The 15749-nt window shown below is 69.8% G+C and carries 12 protein-coding genes and 1 pseudogene; 3 read left to right on the top strand and 10 right to left on the bottom strand.

Features of this window, described 5'->3' with window-relative positions; translation table 11 throughout:
- A pseudogene (locus C8258_RS33035) lies at positions 1–1071 on the top strand (hypothetical protein); the annotation flags it as partial.
- 71 nt (positions 1072–1142) lie between these two features.
- Here the strand turns inward: C8258_RS33035 and C8258_RS31990 are convergent.
- The 9 genes from C8258_RS31990 to C8258_RS31950 all read right to left on the bottom strand — a co-directional run bounded on the left by C8258_RS31990 (position 1143) and on the right by C8258_RS31950 (position 11420).
- Positions 1143–3095 carry a type VII secretion target gene (locus C8258_RS31990; RefSeq protein ID WP_106958318.1) on the bottom strand — a complete coding sequence of 651 codons (1953 nt, stop codon included), beginning with the start codon at positions 3093–3095 and terminating at the stop codon, positions 1143–1145.
- Between the two features lie 98 nt (positions 3096–3193).
- The gene (locus tag C8258_RS31985; RefSeq protein WP_106958317.1) at positions 3194–5827 is read right to left on the bottom strand and encodes a hypothetical protein; all 2634 of its coding nucleotides are present in this window, start codon (positions 5825–5827) and stop codon (positions 3194–3196) included.
- A gap of 5 nt (positions 5828–5832) precedes the next feature.
- On the bottom strand, positions 5833–6138 hold the full coding sequence (locus C8258_RS31980; RefSeq protein WP_063015065.1) for a hypothetical protein: 306 nt from the start codon (positions 6136–6138) through the stop codon (positions 5833–5835).
- 33 nt (positions 6139–6171) lie between these two features.
- Positions 6172–6522: a hypothetical protein gene (locus C8258_RS31975; protein WP_036509607.1), complete on the bottom strand. Its 351-nt coding sequence runs from the start codon at positions 6520–6522 to the stop codon at positions 6172–6174.
- 27 nt (positions 6523–6549) lie between these two features.
- Entirely contained in the window at positions 6550–7302 is a 753-nt protein-coding gene (locus C8258_RS31970; RefSeq protein WP_063820483.1) for a hypothetical protein, read from the bottom strand.
- On the bottom strand, positions 7299–7646 hold the full coding sequence (locus C8258_RS31965) for a YbaB/EbfC family nucleoid-associated protein (protein WP_233225476.1): 348 nt from the start codon (positions 7644–7646) through the stop codon (positions 7299–7301). Before C8258_RS31965 ends, C8258_RS31970 begins: the two co-directional genes overlap by 4 nt.
- Entirely contained in the window at positions 7643–9172 is a 1530-nt protein-coding gene (locus C8258_RS31960) for a PPE domain-containing protein (RefSeq protein ID WP_106958316.1), read from the bottom strand. Before C8258_RS31960 ends, C8258_RS31965 begins: the two co-directional genes overlap by 4 nt.
- Before the next feature lie 23 nt (positions 9173–9195).
- On the bottom strand, positions 9196–10902 hold the full coding sequence (locus tag C8258_RS31955; RefSeq protein WP_106958315.1) for a hypothetical protein: 1707 nt from the start codon (positions 10900–10902) through the stop codon (positions 9196–9198).
- Positions 10899–11420, bottom strand: a complete 522-nt coding sequence (locus tag C8258_RS31950) for a hypothetical protein (RefSeq protein ID WP_146161386.1) — start codon at positions 11418–11420, stop codon at positions 10899–10901. The genes C8258_RS31955 and C8258_RS31950 overlap by 4 nt, the downstream gene beginning before the upstream one ends.
- Positions 11421–11804: 384 nt before the next feature.
- On the opposite strand from C8258_RS31950, the gene C8258_RS31945 reads away from it, so the two are divergent.
- Together C8258_RS31945 and C8258_RS31940 are read left to right on the top strand one after the other, a co-directional pair.
- Positions 11805–13295 (top strand): DUF4226 domain-containing protein, encoded by a 1491-nt coding sequence (locus C8258_RS31945; protein ID WP_106958313.1) that lies wholly within the window; start codon positions 11805–11807, stop codon positions 13293–13295.
- The gene (locus C8258_RS31940) at positions 13295–14485 is read left to right on the top strand and encodes a transglycosylase SLT domain-containing protein (RefSeq protein WP_233225475.1); all 1191 of its coding nucleotides are present in this window, start codon (positions 13295–13297) and stop codon (positions 14483–14485) included. Before C8258_RS31945 ends, C8258_RS31940 begins: the two co-directional genes overlap by 1 nt.
- Before the next feature lie 13 nt (positions 14486–14498).
- Here C8258_RS31940 and C8258_RS31935 read toward each other — a convergent pair whose 3' ends face one another.
- Entirely contained in the window at positions 14499–15659 is a 1161-nt protein-coding gene (locus C8258_RS31935) for a C40 family peptidase (protein WP_158271339.1), read from the bottom strand.
- Between the last annotated feature and the right edge of the window lie 90 nt (positions 15660–15749).

Genomic DNA, 15749 nt, shown 5'->3' with positions numbered 1-15749 from the left:
CCCACCACTCCCCCGCCCGCCAATCCCGAGAAGCACTACTGGACCGTCGAACTCGACCCGCCCCCGGGTGCCAAACCGGCGGTGAAAGCCATTGTCGCGCTGGCCCGTACGGCGATCCAGACCGCGGTCGACCTGCTCGGTCGCGGCATGCCGAAGCCACCGCCGGAGGTGGCCAGTCTGCTGAAACCGGTGGTGTTCACCAATCTGGGGAAGAGCGACACCACCGTCGGCTACCGGCAGGCCATGGCCGCGGTGAACGCGAAGCAGACCTCACTGCTCGAATACGACCAGGAGATCGCGCGAACCTCGGTCCTGGTGGCCGCCAGCAAGGACGAGACGCTCGCCAGTATCAAGAACATCGTCGCCGAACTGCAGGCCGTGGTGAAGGCGGTGCCCGCGAAGGCGACCGCCGCCCAGCAGGCCGCCCTCATGCAGCAGATCAGCGCGGCGGTCGCACAGGTCTACCGCCTCGTCGACGCGGTCTACGCGGACAACCAGTCCCGGGCGGGTACCGGCAGCGGCTCGGGGTCCGGTTCCGGCACCGGCGGCAGTTCTTCCAGCGGTTCCGCGTCGGGCGGTTCCTCGGCGTCGGGCGGGGGCGGCGGTCTCGGGGACATCCTCGGCCAACTGCTGCCCATGGCCGCGATGATCCTCCCGATGGGAGCGATGGTGGCGGCGCCGCTGGTCACCCAGGCGATGCAGAAGAACCAGAAAGACAAAGAGGCCGAACTACATTCGAACGGCGAGGTCACCCCCGGCACCGGAGCCGCACCGGCGGCCACGGACCCGAACGCGGCCGTTCCGAACGGCGCCGGACCGGCCGCCGCGCCCGTTGCCGTGGCACCCAACGGCGCGCCGACCGCTCTCGCCCCCGGCGCGGCGGCTCCGGGTACCGCCGCGCCCACGCAATTGGCGGGCGCCACCGGCCAGACTCCCGGCACCCCGCCGCCGATCACGGCCCCGGCCACCGGCGCGTCGGCCAAGGATCGGACGAAACCACCGAGCGCGGCGGCCGCCCCGAATGCCGCGACGCCGGAGGAGCCGGAGAACGCGAGCGAAGTCGCGCCATAACGCGCGACAAACCGGGCGAGTTACCCGAGCGGTGCCGGTGGGCGAGCGAATCGCCCACCGGCACCGCTTTTTCAGGGGCGTCCGGTCACATCGGGTGCGGAGGTGTCCGGAGCCGAGACCGCACCGGGCGGCGGTCCGCCGGCCGTCGGCGGTGCCGATACCGTGGGAGGCGCAACCTGCGCGACGGGGGCGGCAACCGGACCGCTCGACGCGGCCGCCGGGCGCGAAACCCGTTCGTCCACGCCGGTGGACACCGCGGCCGGGGCGGGGACGAAGCGCGGATGCTTCACGATCTGCTCGTGGGCATAGACCGCGTCGCGCAATTGCTGGCGAGAGGCCTCGCCGGCCAGCAGCAGAACCAGTTCGTTGCAGCGACGTTCGAACACGAGGGCACGCAACGCCGCGGCCTCGTCGTCGACCCGCAATTCGCCGACGTCGACCCGTCCGACGTCGACCCGGTGCGGCAGCATCGCCGCGGTGAGCAGATCGTCGGCATCGCGTAGTTCTTCCCACCACGAGGCTGGGATCGGGCGGCCGGACCCGAGCGCGGACAGGATCCGGTCCCGGATGCCGCGCGACTGCGCCGCGTCGGGGCCGCCGGGAGCACTGCCGGCGACCAACCGGTGGGCCTCGGCGGCCAGTTCCTCACAGTGCGCGCGGATCTGCGCATCCGGCACGGCCGCAACGTGTTCCAGGGCTTCGCCGGAGCCGGCGAGGGCCAGCCGGTCGGCGGTGTCGGGAGTGAACACGCGCAAATCGACGTCGTAGGAGGGGCCGACCAGATCCTGCATGGCCACACTCGGGAACCGCTGCCGCAGTCCGTGGTCGATCGATCCGGACGAGACCAGCGCGGTCAGCTCCGCACCGGCCTTGCGGCCCCAGGCCAGACCGAATTCCGCCAGCACCCGCGCCGGATCCGAGACGCCTTCCCACGGCGATGCGGGATCGCCGGAACCGTCGGCGAGCACGTCGTCCCAGATCCACGGCGAGGACACCTCGCGCGGCAGATACAGCCCGGCCGGGAACCAGCCGCGGCCCTCGTTGGAGGTGATGAACACGCCGGCGCCGGCGGGGCCTCGCAGCACCGCGACGGCCCAGTGCAGGCCCAGCACGGACGAATCCACCGCCGCCAGCACCGCACCCAGCAGGGTGCGAGCGATCAGCAGATCGTCGTCCACGGCGTCGCCGACGACATAGGCCGGTTCGGCCTCGGCGTCCTTGGCCTTGGCGACGGCGGCCGCGAACGGGGTCGGCACCGGAACCGGCGGCAGATCCCCGGCGGCGGTGGTGCCGTTCGGCCCCTGCCCGCGCTCGTCGGGGCCGAAACCGGACGGCGGGCCGGCCGGACCACCCGGAGGTACCACACCGGACGGCGGCGTCGTGCCCAGCGGGCCGGACGGCGGGCCGGCGGGACCACCGCCCGGTCCGGCCGGACCTCCGGCGGCGGACGGGCCGGTGCCCGTGCCCGTGCCCGCACCCACTGGCGCCGTTCCGGGTGTGGCGCCGGTCGAATCCGGTGCGGCCGACGATGTTGCGGGTGCTGCGCCCGGCGCGACGCCGACCGGGGTGTCGGCGCCGGTGTCACCGGGCGTGTGAGCGCCGGCATCGGCGGGCCCGGAGCCCGGCGCGCCGACCTGTGGTCCGGTGGGAGCCTGGTTACCCGGACCGGGCAGGGAGGGCGACTGCTGGTAGGGCGCGGAGCCGGATCCGTTCGTGTCGTCGTACCGGCGGATGTTCGCGGCGCCGTCCTCGTCGCTGCGTTCGAAGGCGGCGGCGGCCGCACGCAATTTGGCTGCGGTATCCCGGTGTTCCTTGGCCAGCGCGATACCCGCGTTCTGTCTCGCCTGGTAGTAGTCCTGCAGGGCGCCGAGTACCGGGTCCGCGATATGGCCGTAGGTGTTGGGGAATTCGCGGAGCCAGTCGGTGGGAGGTTTGGCCCATTCCAAGGTGTCTTCGGCGACCCGGTCGTGCTGAAGGGCCAAATCGAGTAAGACCGCAGGGTCGACTTCCATGCTGCCCGACATGCCGAATCAGATCCTTCCCACCGGTGACGTCCTCATTGTCGAGCCTTCCCACTCGCGGGAAGGGCACGGCGGCGAGGCCCGGCACGCCATCGTGTGCACTAGCGAGGGGGCGGCGCGGTGATCGTCGGGCGCCGCACCGGTTCGGGCGTGACGGTGCCGGCCGGGACGGCCGCCAGATATTCCGCCACCTGCCCGTGCGCGTAGACGATGTCGCGCAGCCGCTGCCGGGACGGTTCCCCCGACATCAGCAGGACCATTTCGTTGCAGCGGCGTTGTGCTACCGACAGCCGCAGGGTGGCCGAATCGGTGGCGGATCGGCCCATGGAATGCTCGGATCGCAACTCCCCCAGAGGAACTCGCGAAACGTCGGCCAGCAGCGGCAGCATGGAGGCCGCCAGGAGTTGATCGGCGTCGAACAGTTGCTCCCACCACTGCGCCTGCACCGGACCGCCCTGCAGGATCGTCTGCATGATGCGATGCCGGAGTTCGGCGGCGCCCAGGGAGGCGAACGGATCGGGACCCGACACCGCGAGCCGCTGATGCGCGTCGTAGGCGAAGTCCAGACCCCGGCTGCCGATCCGGTCCGCGGGGATCGCGGCGACCCGTTCGAGTACCGGCGGCGCGGTCACCAGCTCCAGGCGGTCGGCCAAACCCGGTGCGGGGGTGGAGAAATCCATGGTCGGGGCGGCCTCGACCGACCCCTCGAGCGCGACCTCGCCCAACTGCCGGGCCAGCAACTCGTCGAAGGGGGCCGACGACACCAGCGCCGACAGGCGGGCCCCGGTACGCCGCCCCCAGCTCAGTGCGAATTCGGCGAGTACCCGGGCCGGATCTGCCAGCCCCTCCCAGGCCGGCCCCTCGGCCACCGACCACACCCACGGTGTCGACAGTTCGCGGGGCAGGAAGACAGCGGGCGGCAGCCAGCCGCGGCCGTCGTTGGACGTGACGAACGCGCTCACGCCGCCGTCGTGGCGCATGATCGACACCGCCCACTCGGTACCGACGGCGGGTGCGCCGCCGGCGGCGAGCAGACTCGCGAGCAGGCTGCGTGCCAGGACCAGATCGCCGTCGACCCGTTTCCCCAGCATGAAGGTGGGTGCCGCCGCGGCGGCCATCGCGGCGCCCACCGCATTGCGAACCAGGTCCCCACTGCCGGTGGTCTCGTCACTGTCGGGGGCTTTGTCACTGCCGGTGTCCTTGTGGGCACCGGCTCCCGCCTCGCCGGTATGGCGGCCCGGCGGCTGACTCTTCGCGGTACCGGTACCGGTGGTGGGTGGCGCCGTGACGCCGGGCGCGGACACACCGGGAACCGCACCGGGAGACCCACCGGGTGCGGACGTAACGCGCGGTCCCGCAACGGCATTCCGGGAATCCGGCGCCGATGTCGCGCGCGGATCCGCCGCCGGCCCCGCGGCGGCGGGTGAGTTCGCGACCGGCGGCCGATCCGGCGTGAACGTCGGCTGTTGCGCCGTGAACATCGGCATCTGCGCCGCCATACCCGCCACCGCACCCAACGACGGCGAACCCTCCGATCCGGTGACGTCATCGGTGCGGCGGCCCGAGCCGACCGTGAGATCCGGCGCGCCCGATTCGCCGGTCCGTCGCTCGGCACCGGAATCGCCGGTGACGGCGCGACTGTCGTCGCTGTCGGTCTCGCTGTGTGAAACCGTCTGCGCCGCGACGGTATCCGACTGCACCTGCGGTGCGTCCACCGTACGATGCTCCGGCGCGACCACCTCGGCCGCGGAGGGCCCGCCGTCCGCCTGCGGGGTGGCCATCGGCCCGAGCGCACGACCGCCACCCGTCGGCGCGGCCTGCGGCGCCGGCCCGGAGCCCGGTTGCACCTGCACGGCCGGCCCGGCCGACGTCCCGTCCTCGGGTGCGGGCGCGTGGCCGGTGGCCGGCTCCACCTCGTCGGGCGCGACGATGTCCCATCCCGGAAGCCGGGACTGCGGTAGTTGAGATTCATGGGGCCGCAGGAGGTCCCGCAGATCCTGCAGGCTCGGCAGGTGGGGAACGAAGGGTCCGCCCGAGGGCCGCAAACCCTGCGGCAGCGATCGGACCCCGTGCGTCCCGGGCCCACCCGGACCGTCGCTTCCCGCGCGAGGCGAGCGGTATCTCGGCCCGCCCCCCGGGCCGTCGGAGCCCTCCGGCCCACCACGCCACGGCCCCGGCTGCCCCAGCGCCGCCGCGATCGCCGCCAATTCCGGCAGACCCTGCGGCCCGACCTCGCGCAGCGCCGCCGCCGCGATATCGTCCACCTCGGCGCGAGCCTCGGCGAGGATCCTCCGGATATCGCGTTGGAGGCGTGCGTCCGCCTCGCTACCGTCCCCGCCGGCTTCCTCTTCCTTCTCCCGCGCCGCCGCCGCGGCTGCCCGCGCCGCGCGAATCTTGCGCAATGCGCCGTCGACGGCGTTGAGGATCCGGTCGCGGGTGCGATCGACCAGACTCGACATCTGCCCGAAGGTGTCGGCCGCCGCGACCAGTGCGTCGACGAATCCGCGCAACGTGCCCTGCTGCGCCAGCAGCTCGTCCTTGATCGGCTGCAGGCTCGCGCTGGAGCGGACCCGATCGTCGAAGGCGCGCCGCATGCGATCGGCCTCCGCCGGATCCAGCGCCTCGGCTCCCTCGCGCGCCAGCGCCTCCAGTCGGCCCCAGGCGCGCGGAGAGATCTCCGGCCAGTTGTCCCTGACGATGGCCTTCCAGTACGGACTTTCGCGCTCCGGATTCATGCGGATCAGACCGATTCGGACTGTACGTGTCCGCCGCCGTCGATATCGGCGTTCTTCAGGCCCGTCGCGGTGCCGTGGGCGCGGGTATGGGTGGCGTGGGTCCGGCCGCGCAAGTCCGTGGCGGCGGTCTCGAACCAGCCGGTGACCTGATCGAAGACGCCCTTCAAGCGGAAGTCGAGCGGTGCTGCCGGGCGCTCGTCGACGGTCCAGCCGCCGGTGGTGGCGCCGACCTGGTCGGCGAACGATATTTTGGCCGCTGCGACCTGACCCGAGACGGCGATGACGTCATCGGGATCGTCGATGTCCAACATGGCGGGGACCTGTCTCGAAAGTGACTGCGCTGGTCAGGAATTGGTGCCGAATTCGGCGATCTCCATGGCACGGTAGGAGGATTCGGTGGGCAGATCGAAGGAGTCGATCGTGTACGGCCGGGTGCCGTTGTACTCCATCTCCGAACGCAGGCCCACCCGCGATTTCGTATGCGCGAGCCGGGCCAGTCGCAGGATCTCGGCGGCCAGCCAGGTATCGCCGTTCTCGCGCGCGTCGTCGGTGAGATGCAGTCCGACGACCTCACCGTCGCGATCGCACGCGACGCCGACGGTGTGATCGGGGTTGAACACCTCGTAGACGCGGTTCTGCCAATCCGGTGCGGGCGGAGCGAGTTCGTCCTCGTCGTAGTCGTCGTAATCGGACATGGTCGGACTCCTGTCGTTGATGCGAAGCTAAGGACCTGTGACGATGCCCGGAGCGGACACCCGCCCGGGCGGCGCGGAAACGGCGGGGCCGGGCGGTTGCCCGGAGGCGACCGCGTCGTCGGCCGTGCCCGACAGCCGGGCGGCGATGGCCGACCACGCCTCGTCGCCGACTGTCATGACCTGGTGCAGCTGCCAGAATCTTGTACCCAGATACATTTCCCCCGTGCCGTCCGGTCCGACATCCAAGTGGTCCGGGCCGTCGGTGGCCGGGTTCAGCGTGATCGTCGTCAGCGGCGGCTGCATATCGTCGACGTTGACGATCGTGGCGCTGCTGCCCGGTATGAAACTGGTGCGGCAGCGCGGGTCCGAGGCCGGTGTCAGCTCGGCGCTGTTGGTGGTGATCGTCACCTCCGGATTCAGCAGCAACTGCAGCACCCAGGAGCGCGCGGCCGGCTCGGGACGCGCGGCGGTGATCGAAATCGCCAGCGACGCTGCCAGATCCACCACCAGTACCGCCTGCGAGCTGGTGACGCCGACGACCACCAGCCGGCGCGCGGTGCCCACCGGATCGGGCAGATCGTCGGCGGCGAAGGTCATGGCGGCCGACCCCGCGCCGGCCCCGGTGACCGGATAGGCGTTGACGGTGCCCGTGGCCACGTCGATCGTGTAGGCGGCCAGCAGATCGGGTGTCCGCTCGGCCAGTCCGGCCAATCGCACCAGACCCTCACCGTGCAGCCAGCGCACGGTGTCGGCGACGGTCACACCTCCCGGATCGGTCACGAAACCTGCTCCGGCACAGCGGGTTCCGATGCGCCCGAGGCGTCTCCCCAGGGATCCTGCGCCATCAGCAGCTCGTACTGGCGACCGGCGTCGGCACTGCTCTCCCGGATCGCGGCGATGATCTCCGCGACCAGCTCGTGCGACTCGAACCGGTCCACGGTGCCCGGTGCCAGATACAGATCGGTGAGCCGGCCCATCGCGTCGACCTCGGGAATGACCGCGCCGCTCGGCGAGGGCCGGCGGGCGCGGATGGCATCGATCTTCTCGCGCAGGTCGGCGATCTTGTGCCGGAGGTCGCGCGCGGCGTCCAGGGCCGCCTGCACCTCGGGATGGATATCACTCATGCGGAACCTCCGGTTTGCGTCGGAGCCTGGTTGGCCGGTCCTGGTGTCGCCGGTGTCACGGTCGGCGCGATGGTGGGCTTCTCACCGATCACGGCGTCGGTATGCGGCGTGTCGTCGACGTACATCAGGCGATCGGGATGCCAGGCCACCACCCGATTGCGCTCGTTGTTCGCACCGCCGCCGCCCATGCCGGGAGACATCGGCATGTACGGCATCATCGGCGAACCGGTGCCGGCCGCGCGCGCCGCCGTCCCGGCCGAATTCTGCAGCGATTCGATGACCGGCGTGCGCGGCAGATTCGACGACGCACTGCTCACCGCTCCCGTGACCGATCCCACCGTGGGCATCGGCCCGACCGCGACGGGCGAGGACGTCGCCGAACCGATCGCGCTGGTGAGATCGCCGATCGGAGTCACGTCCGCCCCGATGCCGCCGCCACCGCCGGAATACCCGTAATCGCCCCCGCCGGTGTCGTATCCGTAATCGCCGTAGCCGTAGTCGTCGAGGGAGCCGGTGCCGAGATCGTTCGATTCGTTCATACCCATCATGGGCATGCCGGCGGCCATCATGCCACTCATCACCGTCGGCAGCATCGAGGCGAGCGTGCTCATCATCTGGCTGCTGTCGCCCGAACCGTTGGACTGCCCGGATGTCGATGCCGCCGTTCCGGTTTCGGAATCTCCGGCATCCCGGGCCTGCTCGACACCCACCGTCGAGTAGTAGGAGCCGATCGTCTCCGCCGACCGGGCGTTCTGCTCCTGGAATTTCGCCAGCGCGGCCTGGATTCCGAGTTGATTCTTCGACCGCATGGACCGCACCAGTTCCTTGCGCGCGGCGATGATCTCCTCCGGGGTGGGGTGTTTGGCTTTCGCGGTGTCGAAAGCCTTGGTGTACGTGTCGATTCCGTCGGCGAGTTTGCCGAGCGTGGAGCCGAGCGTATCCAGCCACGTGCGATGGCGGCCCAGCCGCGCGGCGGCGTCGGAGCCGACCGGTGTCCAGTGCTGCATGACGGAAGCGGCGCCGTCGACACCGGTCAGGGCCGCCGCATGCGTGGTGCCCAGATAGTTCCGGACGTCGGAGACGAATTGGGTGGCCGGTCCGGTACCGGGTCCGGCCCGGAGCTGCTGGGCGAAGGTCAGCGGATCCACCGCACCCCCCGAGGTGGGCAGGCCGAAACTCGGCGGGCGGCGCAGCGCCGGCGGATCGATGTCGGACACCGGATTCGCCAGCACCTCTCCACCCGGCCCGCCGATGACGCGTGCGCCCTCGTCGTCGGCGTCGGTGTAGCGCTGCGCGGCCTCGCCGATCTTGTGCGCCGTCCGGTGCACCTCGTGCAGAATGCCCGCCATCCCGTTCATGAGGCTGGCAGCATGGCTGTTGAGCTGCGGAACCGCCTGTGCGGAAATGGGATCGCTACCCGCGGGCAGCACCCAGCCCGTGGGCATCGACGCACCGGTGCCTCGCGCCAGCTCGGCCAGTGCCGCCGCCGCGGCGGCGAGCTCGGTCGGATCGACCTGTAACGCCACACCTGCCTCCTCTCACCACAGCCTCAGGTCGGCGTCCCGACCGCGGCCGACAACACCCCACCCTGCTGATCTCCGGGCATCGGCATCCCCGGCGCCGCATCCGCTTGGTGGTCGGGGGCCGTGGCCTCGATACCGCGCGGATGCTGGAATTCGGTGAATGTGCCGAATTCCCCGGCCTTTCCGGACATCGTGTCCATCTTGTCGGAGTCCAGCTTCTGCAGTTCGCCGTCGATGATCGCCTCGATCGTGCCGTCGGTGCCGGACCCGAACACCACGAGCACGGCGGTGGCCTTCTCCCAGACACCGACGTCGCCGGTCATCAGCTGGTTCGGATCGATGTGATCGCCGATCTGCTTGTTGTCGGTCCACTTCGCGGTCGTCTTCTCGTACGCCTTCTGCGCGTCGGTACCGCCGTGATTGCCGAACGCCGCGTCGAGCGCCTGCGCCACGATGAGCGACACCTTCTGCGTGCGCCCGTCGGGGAACGGGTATTCGACGGTGCCGTCGGCCCCGGGGGTACGTCCCGGTGGCACCGCACCGGCCTGCTGACTCTGCGAGGACGACGCACCCTTCGGCGCCGCATCGGACTGCGCGGTCGCGGATGCGGGCGACGCGGCCGGCTGAGTCTGCTGTGGCGTCGCGGCCGCCGGTTGCGCCGAGACCACGGGCTGCTGCGGATATGTGGGCTGCAGGCCGCCGTTGCGACCGTTGAGCCCCTGGTCCTGCATCTGGCGCATCATCTGCATCTGAGCGAGCATCGGCAGCATCTGACTCATCATGTCGCCCATACCACCCATGCCCGACCCCATTCCCGAACCGAGAGAGCTCATTCCGGAATCCGGTGAGGTCATACTGGCCGGAGTGGCCGAGGCCGGGCTGGTGCCACTCGTCGAACCGGTGCCCAGCCCGCTGGGATCCGACGCCGAATTCGAGCCGGTGGACAATCCGTCGGTGAGCGAACCGCCGGTGCCGGCGCCGGTTTGATCGGTGCCGCTGCCGTCGAGGCCGAAATCCATGGGGGTGTAGGAGTCGTCGCCGCTGCCCTGCTGGCCGAGCAGGTTGGGATCGTAGGTGGTACCACCACCGCCCCCACCGCCCCCACCGCCGGCGAGTTGTTGCTGCAGCGATTTGACCTGGGCCGTGAGGTCCTTGTTCTGCGCCGTCAGCGTCTTGACCTGGTCGGTCAGTTTCTTGACTTCCTCGCTTTGCCCCTTGACGTCACCGCCGTCCTTGTCCAGCTGGTTGTGAGCCTTGGTCATCGTGTCCGTGCCGGCGGTGAGCCCCTCGGTGACGTAGGTCATGATGTGCTCGTCCTCCGTCATATTGCCTTTCGGAGGCTGAGATGCGGCAATGCTGAGGGTGTCGATGACGTCCTTCAGCTTGTCCTGAAATTCGTCGCCGTGTTTGCCGGCTTCTTTGACGAATTTCGCAATATTCTCATCCGCTGTTTCCAGGCCGTCGTAGGCGTTGCGCAGTTTGATGGCGACCTCCCCGTAGGAGGCGAACAGGTCCGACGACGCCAGGACCGACTGCGTGACCTGCGGGATGGGCGGCTTGTCCGGCGGCGCGATCGTGTCGCGGGAACCGAAAGCCTTCCAATGTTTTTCGAAGGTGTCCTTGTAGTCCCCGTCCAGCCAGTCCTCGATCACCGGCGAGATCGTCAGGCTCTTCGGCCACAGGCCCTCGCGGCGCTGATCAGGCACCAGGAGGTTCGGCATCTCCTTGGTCATGCACCGATCACCGCGTCGTTGTCGCTGGTCACGCCGCCCGAGTACCGGTTTTCCTTACCGGCCGGACGAGTGGGGAGAACTTTCGGCATCGCCGCCTTGTCGCCGCCCGACCAATCGGCCCCTTGCGCCCAGCTCGCCCCGAATCCACCGATTCCACGGCCCGCGGCCCGGCCGAAGGATCGGCCCACCCCCTTCGTACCTCTGCCGACGGCTGCGGTGGCCGCCTTGCCCGGGACCTTTCCGGCCACCTTGAGCATGAGGTTGCCGGCGGCCTTGCCGGCGAGTTTGTCGCCGGCCAGGCCGCCCACCTTCGCGAGTCCTTTTCCGAGCCATTTCCCGCCCGGGATCGCTGCCGTCACGCCATCGATCAAGCCCTCCTGGAGGGCATCTTTCACGCTTTTCCCGTCGGCCAGTGCGAGACCGGCCCCCAAGAGGCCGCCGGCAACAGGACCCCAACCCGGAATCATGGAGACCGCGCCGACGGCGACGTCTCCCCAGTCCATCCCCAGAAAGCCCATGTGTCTACCTATTCGATCCGGGGCCGCCACACATGCGCAGCACGAAAGATACTTGCGGTGCCCCGGCGAAGCGTCCGCCCCCGGACCTCGGTTTGTCCATTGCTTTCACTGTCGGACAACCTCCGATCGCGAGTTCCGGGCTCAGGGCCGACATCGACACACGGCATCGACGACGCTCAGGCAAGATGCGATAGTCGACCTACTCATTGTTAGGGATTCCCAGCAGTGGGAATTTCCTTTCGGCGCCGCACCAGTCAGGATGATTCAGGACGATCCGGGCGTTCGGGAGGAGTGCGCGTTGTGACGACTCTCCGTTTTGACCTGCCGACGACAGCCGCTGTCGCGCAACGGTTTCCGATGCCCCGTGCGTCGAGGTGAGCCGCGATGACGAGTGCGGAGACATGGCAGGCCACCGTAGCCGACGACATGCCGGAGCCGGCTGAATCGGACTCCGGAACCGGCGAGGGCCAATCCGCCAGACCGACGCCGTGGTCCAAGCCGGCGCGGCAGAGCCCGGGACGTTCCGGTCTGCCGATATCCGGCAGCCCGGCGGCATCCGACACCGCGACGCCGGTCTCGGATTCGATTCGGCCCGAGCAGACTTCCGGCCCGCGCACGGTAGCAGCCGCATCGTCGGTTCCGGCGTCCTCCGCATCGACGTCACCGTGGGCGGCCGGCCGGGCCGCGCCCGCGGAATCGTCGACTACGCCGGCGACCGTGACGAACTCCGCGGTTCCGGCGTCGGCCCCCGCTGCCGGTTCGGGCCTCGTGACCCCCCGCTCCACGGCGCCGGCGGCCGGGGACGGCGAGGCCGACGACGGCGGGATGGCCGATCCCAGCGCTCTCACCTCGGCGATGCTGCCCGCTATGAGCATGCTGCCCATGCTCGCCTCCGCCCTCGCCGGTCTCGGTAAGAACGGTTCGGGCACACAGCAATCCGGCTCCGGCAACGGCGGCGGAACCGGCAGCAACGGAAGCGGCGGGCTGACCCCCGAGGCGCAGCAGGCGCTCGACGCGCTGCGGAAACTCAAGGACACCTACGGCGATGAGGACAAGGCGCCGACGAGTCCCGATTCCGGCGGCAGCGGAAAACAACTCGACACCCGGGCCGGGTCGGGCAGCGTCGGCAGCGGGAAGACCGCCGCGCAGATCAAGGCACATCAACTGTTCCAGCGCAATGCGGCCTCGGCCTTCAACACCCTCGACAACGACCTCGTCGACTACATGCGCCGCCATGCGGGAAAGCACACCACCGACAAGAAGGCCGTCGCCCAGTTGCTGCGCGATGTGGATACCGCGCTCGCCCAGCTCGGATCGGCCGCCTACACCAAGACCGGACAACTTCAGGTCCACCGGATTCTGACCAAGGCGCTCGAACAGGCCACTCGCATCGTCGGCGGTGGCAGCGCGAACTCCAAGGAGGCGGCATCCGAAATCAACCGCCTCACCAAGCAATACATGTACAACCTGGGCGGACAACGGTTTTCGCGCTCGGGCGGATCGGGGACGAAGGTCGGCGGCACCGTCGGGCAGTGGATCCAGCAGGCGCTGGGCGTGCTGGCCGCCGCCGGAGTCGATACGAGCCGCATCGATCCGCAGGCGATCGCGATCATCATCCGGTACGAATCGGGTGGTAATCCGTCGGCCACCAACAACTGGGACAGCAACGCCGCCAACGGAACTCCGTCGATCGGCCTGATGCAGACCATCGGCCCGACGTTCAATTCGTATGCGCTGCCCGGCCATCGCAACATCTACAACCCGATCGACAATATCGTCGCGGGAGTCCGGTACGCGATCTCTCGTTACGGCTCGGTCAGCAATGTGCCGGGTGTGGTGGCCGTTCGCAACGGCCAAGCGTATCGGGGCTACTGATGGCCGGGACACGAGATACGGCCGAACCGACCGACGGCGCCGGACCCCAGACCGGAATCGCCACCTCCGAACCACGTTCGCGCGCAGGCCGATCTCCGGCACCGGCACCCGCGAGACCACGCGGCGGCCTGCCCTCGACACTTCCGGGCACCGGGGCCGCCACCGCGGCCCCGCCGAGCTCACCGGCGCTCCCCGCCGCCGTTCCGTCCGCGGGCACCGCGGCGGCCGCGTCACTCGCCGGCGGTTCGGATATCGCGATGCTGGCCGGGGCGGCCGGCCCACTGGCGATGGCCGCGATGAGCACATTGAATTCGATCGCCGGTCATTTCGGTGAGGGTGTCCCGACCGCCGAGACGGGCCGATCGACGGCGCCGCCGACCCTCGCCGACACCGGCGCGCCGACCGGTCCGATCGCCTGGGACAGCGGTGCGGGGGCGCAGTATTCCGCTGTGCGCCAGTCGAATTCCGCGGAGTCCGGCGCGTTGGGCGAGGTGAATACCGAACTGCGCCGCATTCTCGGAGGCACGGTCGAGGACACCATGGCGGGGCGGGCGGCGATGGCCGCGATCATCGCCGAGACCGATGCCGCGCTGACCGCGCTCGGCAAGGTCGGCACCGGCGCCGCCGCGCAGAGCCAGGTGGTCGCCGCGCTGGATGCCGCCCTGCAGCGCGCCGGTTCGGTCCTGCGCGGCGGGCAGGCGCAGTCGGCGGTCAGCGCGGAGCAGATCAACGCGCTGGCGGCACGCTATATCCGGGATTCCGGTGGCGGCCGCCCGGCCCGGGTGTATCGAGCGGCCGGCGCGAGCGGCGGACCTCCCGGGACGCGGCCGGCCGGCGCCGTCGGTCAATGGATCGACCAGGCGATGCAAATCCTGCGCCAGAACGGCTACGACACCAGCCGGATCGATCCGGCCGATATCGCCACCATCATCGCGCACGAATCCGCAGGAAATCCGCACGCGATCAACAACTGGGACAGCAATGCGGCGGCCGGAACGCCGTCCAAGGGCCTGATGCAAACCATCGACCCGACCTTCGACGCGTATGCCCTTCCGGGACACCGGGATATCTGGAATCCCGTCGACAACATCATCGCCGGTGTCCGGTACGCGATCCATCGCTACGGATCGGTCGATCGAGTACCGGGCATCGTGGGCATGCACCGAGGGACCGGCTACGTCGGCTACTGAATGCCGGGCCCGTTCACTTCGCCCAGCGAGTGGCGTGATAGCTGCTGGGCAGATTGACCACGCGCACCACGGCTCCGGTGTGCGGCGCCTCGACGCACTTGCCGTTGCCGATGTACATCATGACGTGACCGGGATTGCCGTTGTTGAACTCCGACTGCGGGAAGATCAGGTCGCCGGGCTGAATGGCGTTCGGGGCGACCTCCGGCAGCTGGCGGTACTGCGCCGAGGCGACCCGCGGAATCTGCACACCCGCGGCCCGGGCCGCGTACTGGGTCAAACCGGAACAGTCGAACGAATTGGGCCCTTCCGCGCCCCAGACGTAGGGATCGCCCTGCTGCTGCAGGGCCACCTGGACGGCCTTCTGCGCGGCCGATGATGCGGTCGTGCCGGCAGGCTGGGTGTATTTCCGGCCGGCCAGGTTGTACATGTACTGCTTGGTGAGACGGTTGATTTCGGCCGCGGCCTCCTTCGAGTTCGCGCTGCCGCCGCTGACGATACGGGTGGCCTTCTCGAGAGCCTTGGTGAGGATGTCGTGCACCTTCAGCTGCCCGGCCTTGGTGTAGGCCGCCGAGCCCAGTTCGGCGAGTTCGGTGTCGACATCGCGCAGCAGCTGAGTGACGGCCTTCTTGTCGAGTGTGTGCTTGCCGGCCAGGCGGCGCATGTAGTTGACCAGGTCGTTGTCGAGTGTGTTGAACGCCGTGGCCGCATTGCGCTGGAACAGCTGGTGTGCCTTGATCTGCGCGGCGGTCTTCCCGCTGCCGGCGCTGCTGCCCGAACCGGTGCCGGTGTCGAGCTGTTTTCCGCTGCCGCCGGAGTTGGGGCCGGTGGGGTCCTTACCCTCCTCGCCGTAGGTCTTCTTGAGTTTCTGCAGTGCGTCGAGCGCCTGCTGCGCCTCGGGGCTCAGCGTGCCGCCCGAGCCGGATTGCTGTGTGCCGGAACCGTTTCCGCCGCCGCCCTTACCGAGGCCGGACAGCGCCGAGGCGAGCATGGGCAGCATGCTCATGCCCATCATCGCGGCCGGCAGGATCGACATCATGGTGTCCGGATCGAGTCCGCCGCCGTCGTGCCCGTCCGCGCCCCGTCCGGCCGCCGGTTGCGGTGGAACGGCACCCGCCCCGGCACCGGGCGTGGCCGCTTGTACCGGGCCACCGGTTCCGACGGTCTGCGCCCCCACACCCGAGGGGATCGACCCGGACGTCGCCGGTGCCGGGGCAGGCCTGTCTCTTATACACATCTGACGCTGCCGACGAAGCTAGAAGTGTAT

Source organism: Nocardia sp. MDA0666, assembly GCF_003023875.1.
Classification (GTDB): domain Bacteria; phylum Actinomycetota; class Actinomycetes; order Mycobacteriales; family Mycobacteriaceae; genus Nocardia; species Nocardia aobensis.
The sequence above is the reverse complement of the archived record's forward strand: the minus strand, read 5'-3'. Positions and strand labels throughout refer to the sequence as shown.

Bases quoted from the DNA above. Each gene is read 5' to 3' on its own strand.
- C8258_RS31990 (WP_106958318.1), bottom strand. From the start codon at position 3,095: ATGTCGGGCAGCATGGAAGTCGACCCTGCGGTCTTACTCGATTTGGCC.
- C8258_RS31985 (WP_106958317.1), bottom strand. From the start codon at position 5,827: ATGAATCCGGAGCGCGAAAGTCCGTACTGGAAGGCCATCGTCAGGGAC.
- C8258_RS31980 (WP_063015065.1), bottom strand. From the start codon at position 6,138: ATGTTGGACATCGACGATCCCGATGACGTCATCGCCGTCTCGGGTCAG.
- C8258_RS31975 (WP_036509607.1), bottom strand. From the start codon at position 6,522: ATGTCCGATTACGACGACTACGACGAGGACGAACTCGCTCCGCCCGCA.
- C8258_RS31965 (WP_233225476.1), bottom strand. From the start codon at position 7,646: ATGAGTGATATCCATCCCGAGGTGCAGGCGGCCCTGGACGCCGCGCGC.
- C8258_RS31955 (WP_106958315.1), bottom strand. From the start codon at position 10,902: ATGACCAAGGAGATGCCGAACCTCCTGGTGCCTGATCAGCGCCGCGAG.
- C8258_RS31950 (WP_146161386.1), bottom strand. From the start codon at position 11,420: ATGGGCTTTCTGGGGATGGACTGGGGAGACGTCGCCGTCGGCGCGGTC.
- C8258_RS31945 (WP_106958313.1), top strand. From the start codon at position 11,805: ATGACGAGTGCGGAGACATGGCAGGCCACCGTAGCCGACGACATGCCG.
- C8258_RS31940 (WP_233225475.1), top strand. From the start codon at position 13,295: ATGGCCGGGACACGAGATACGGCCGAACCGACCGACGGCGCCGGACCC.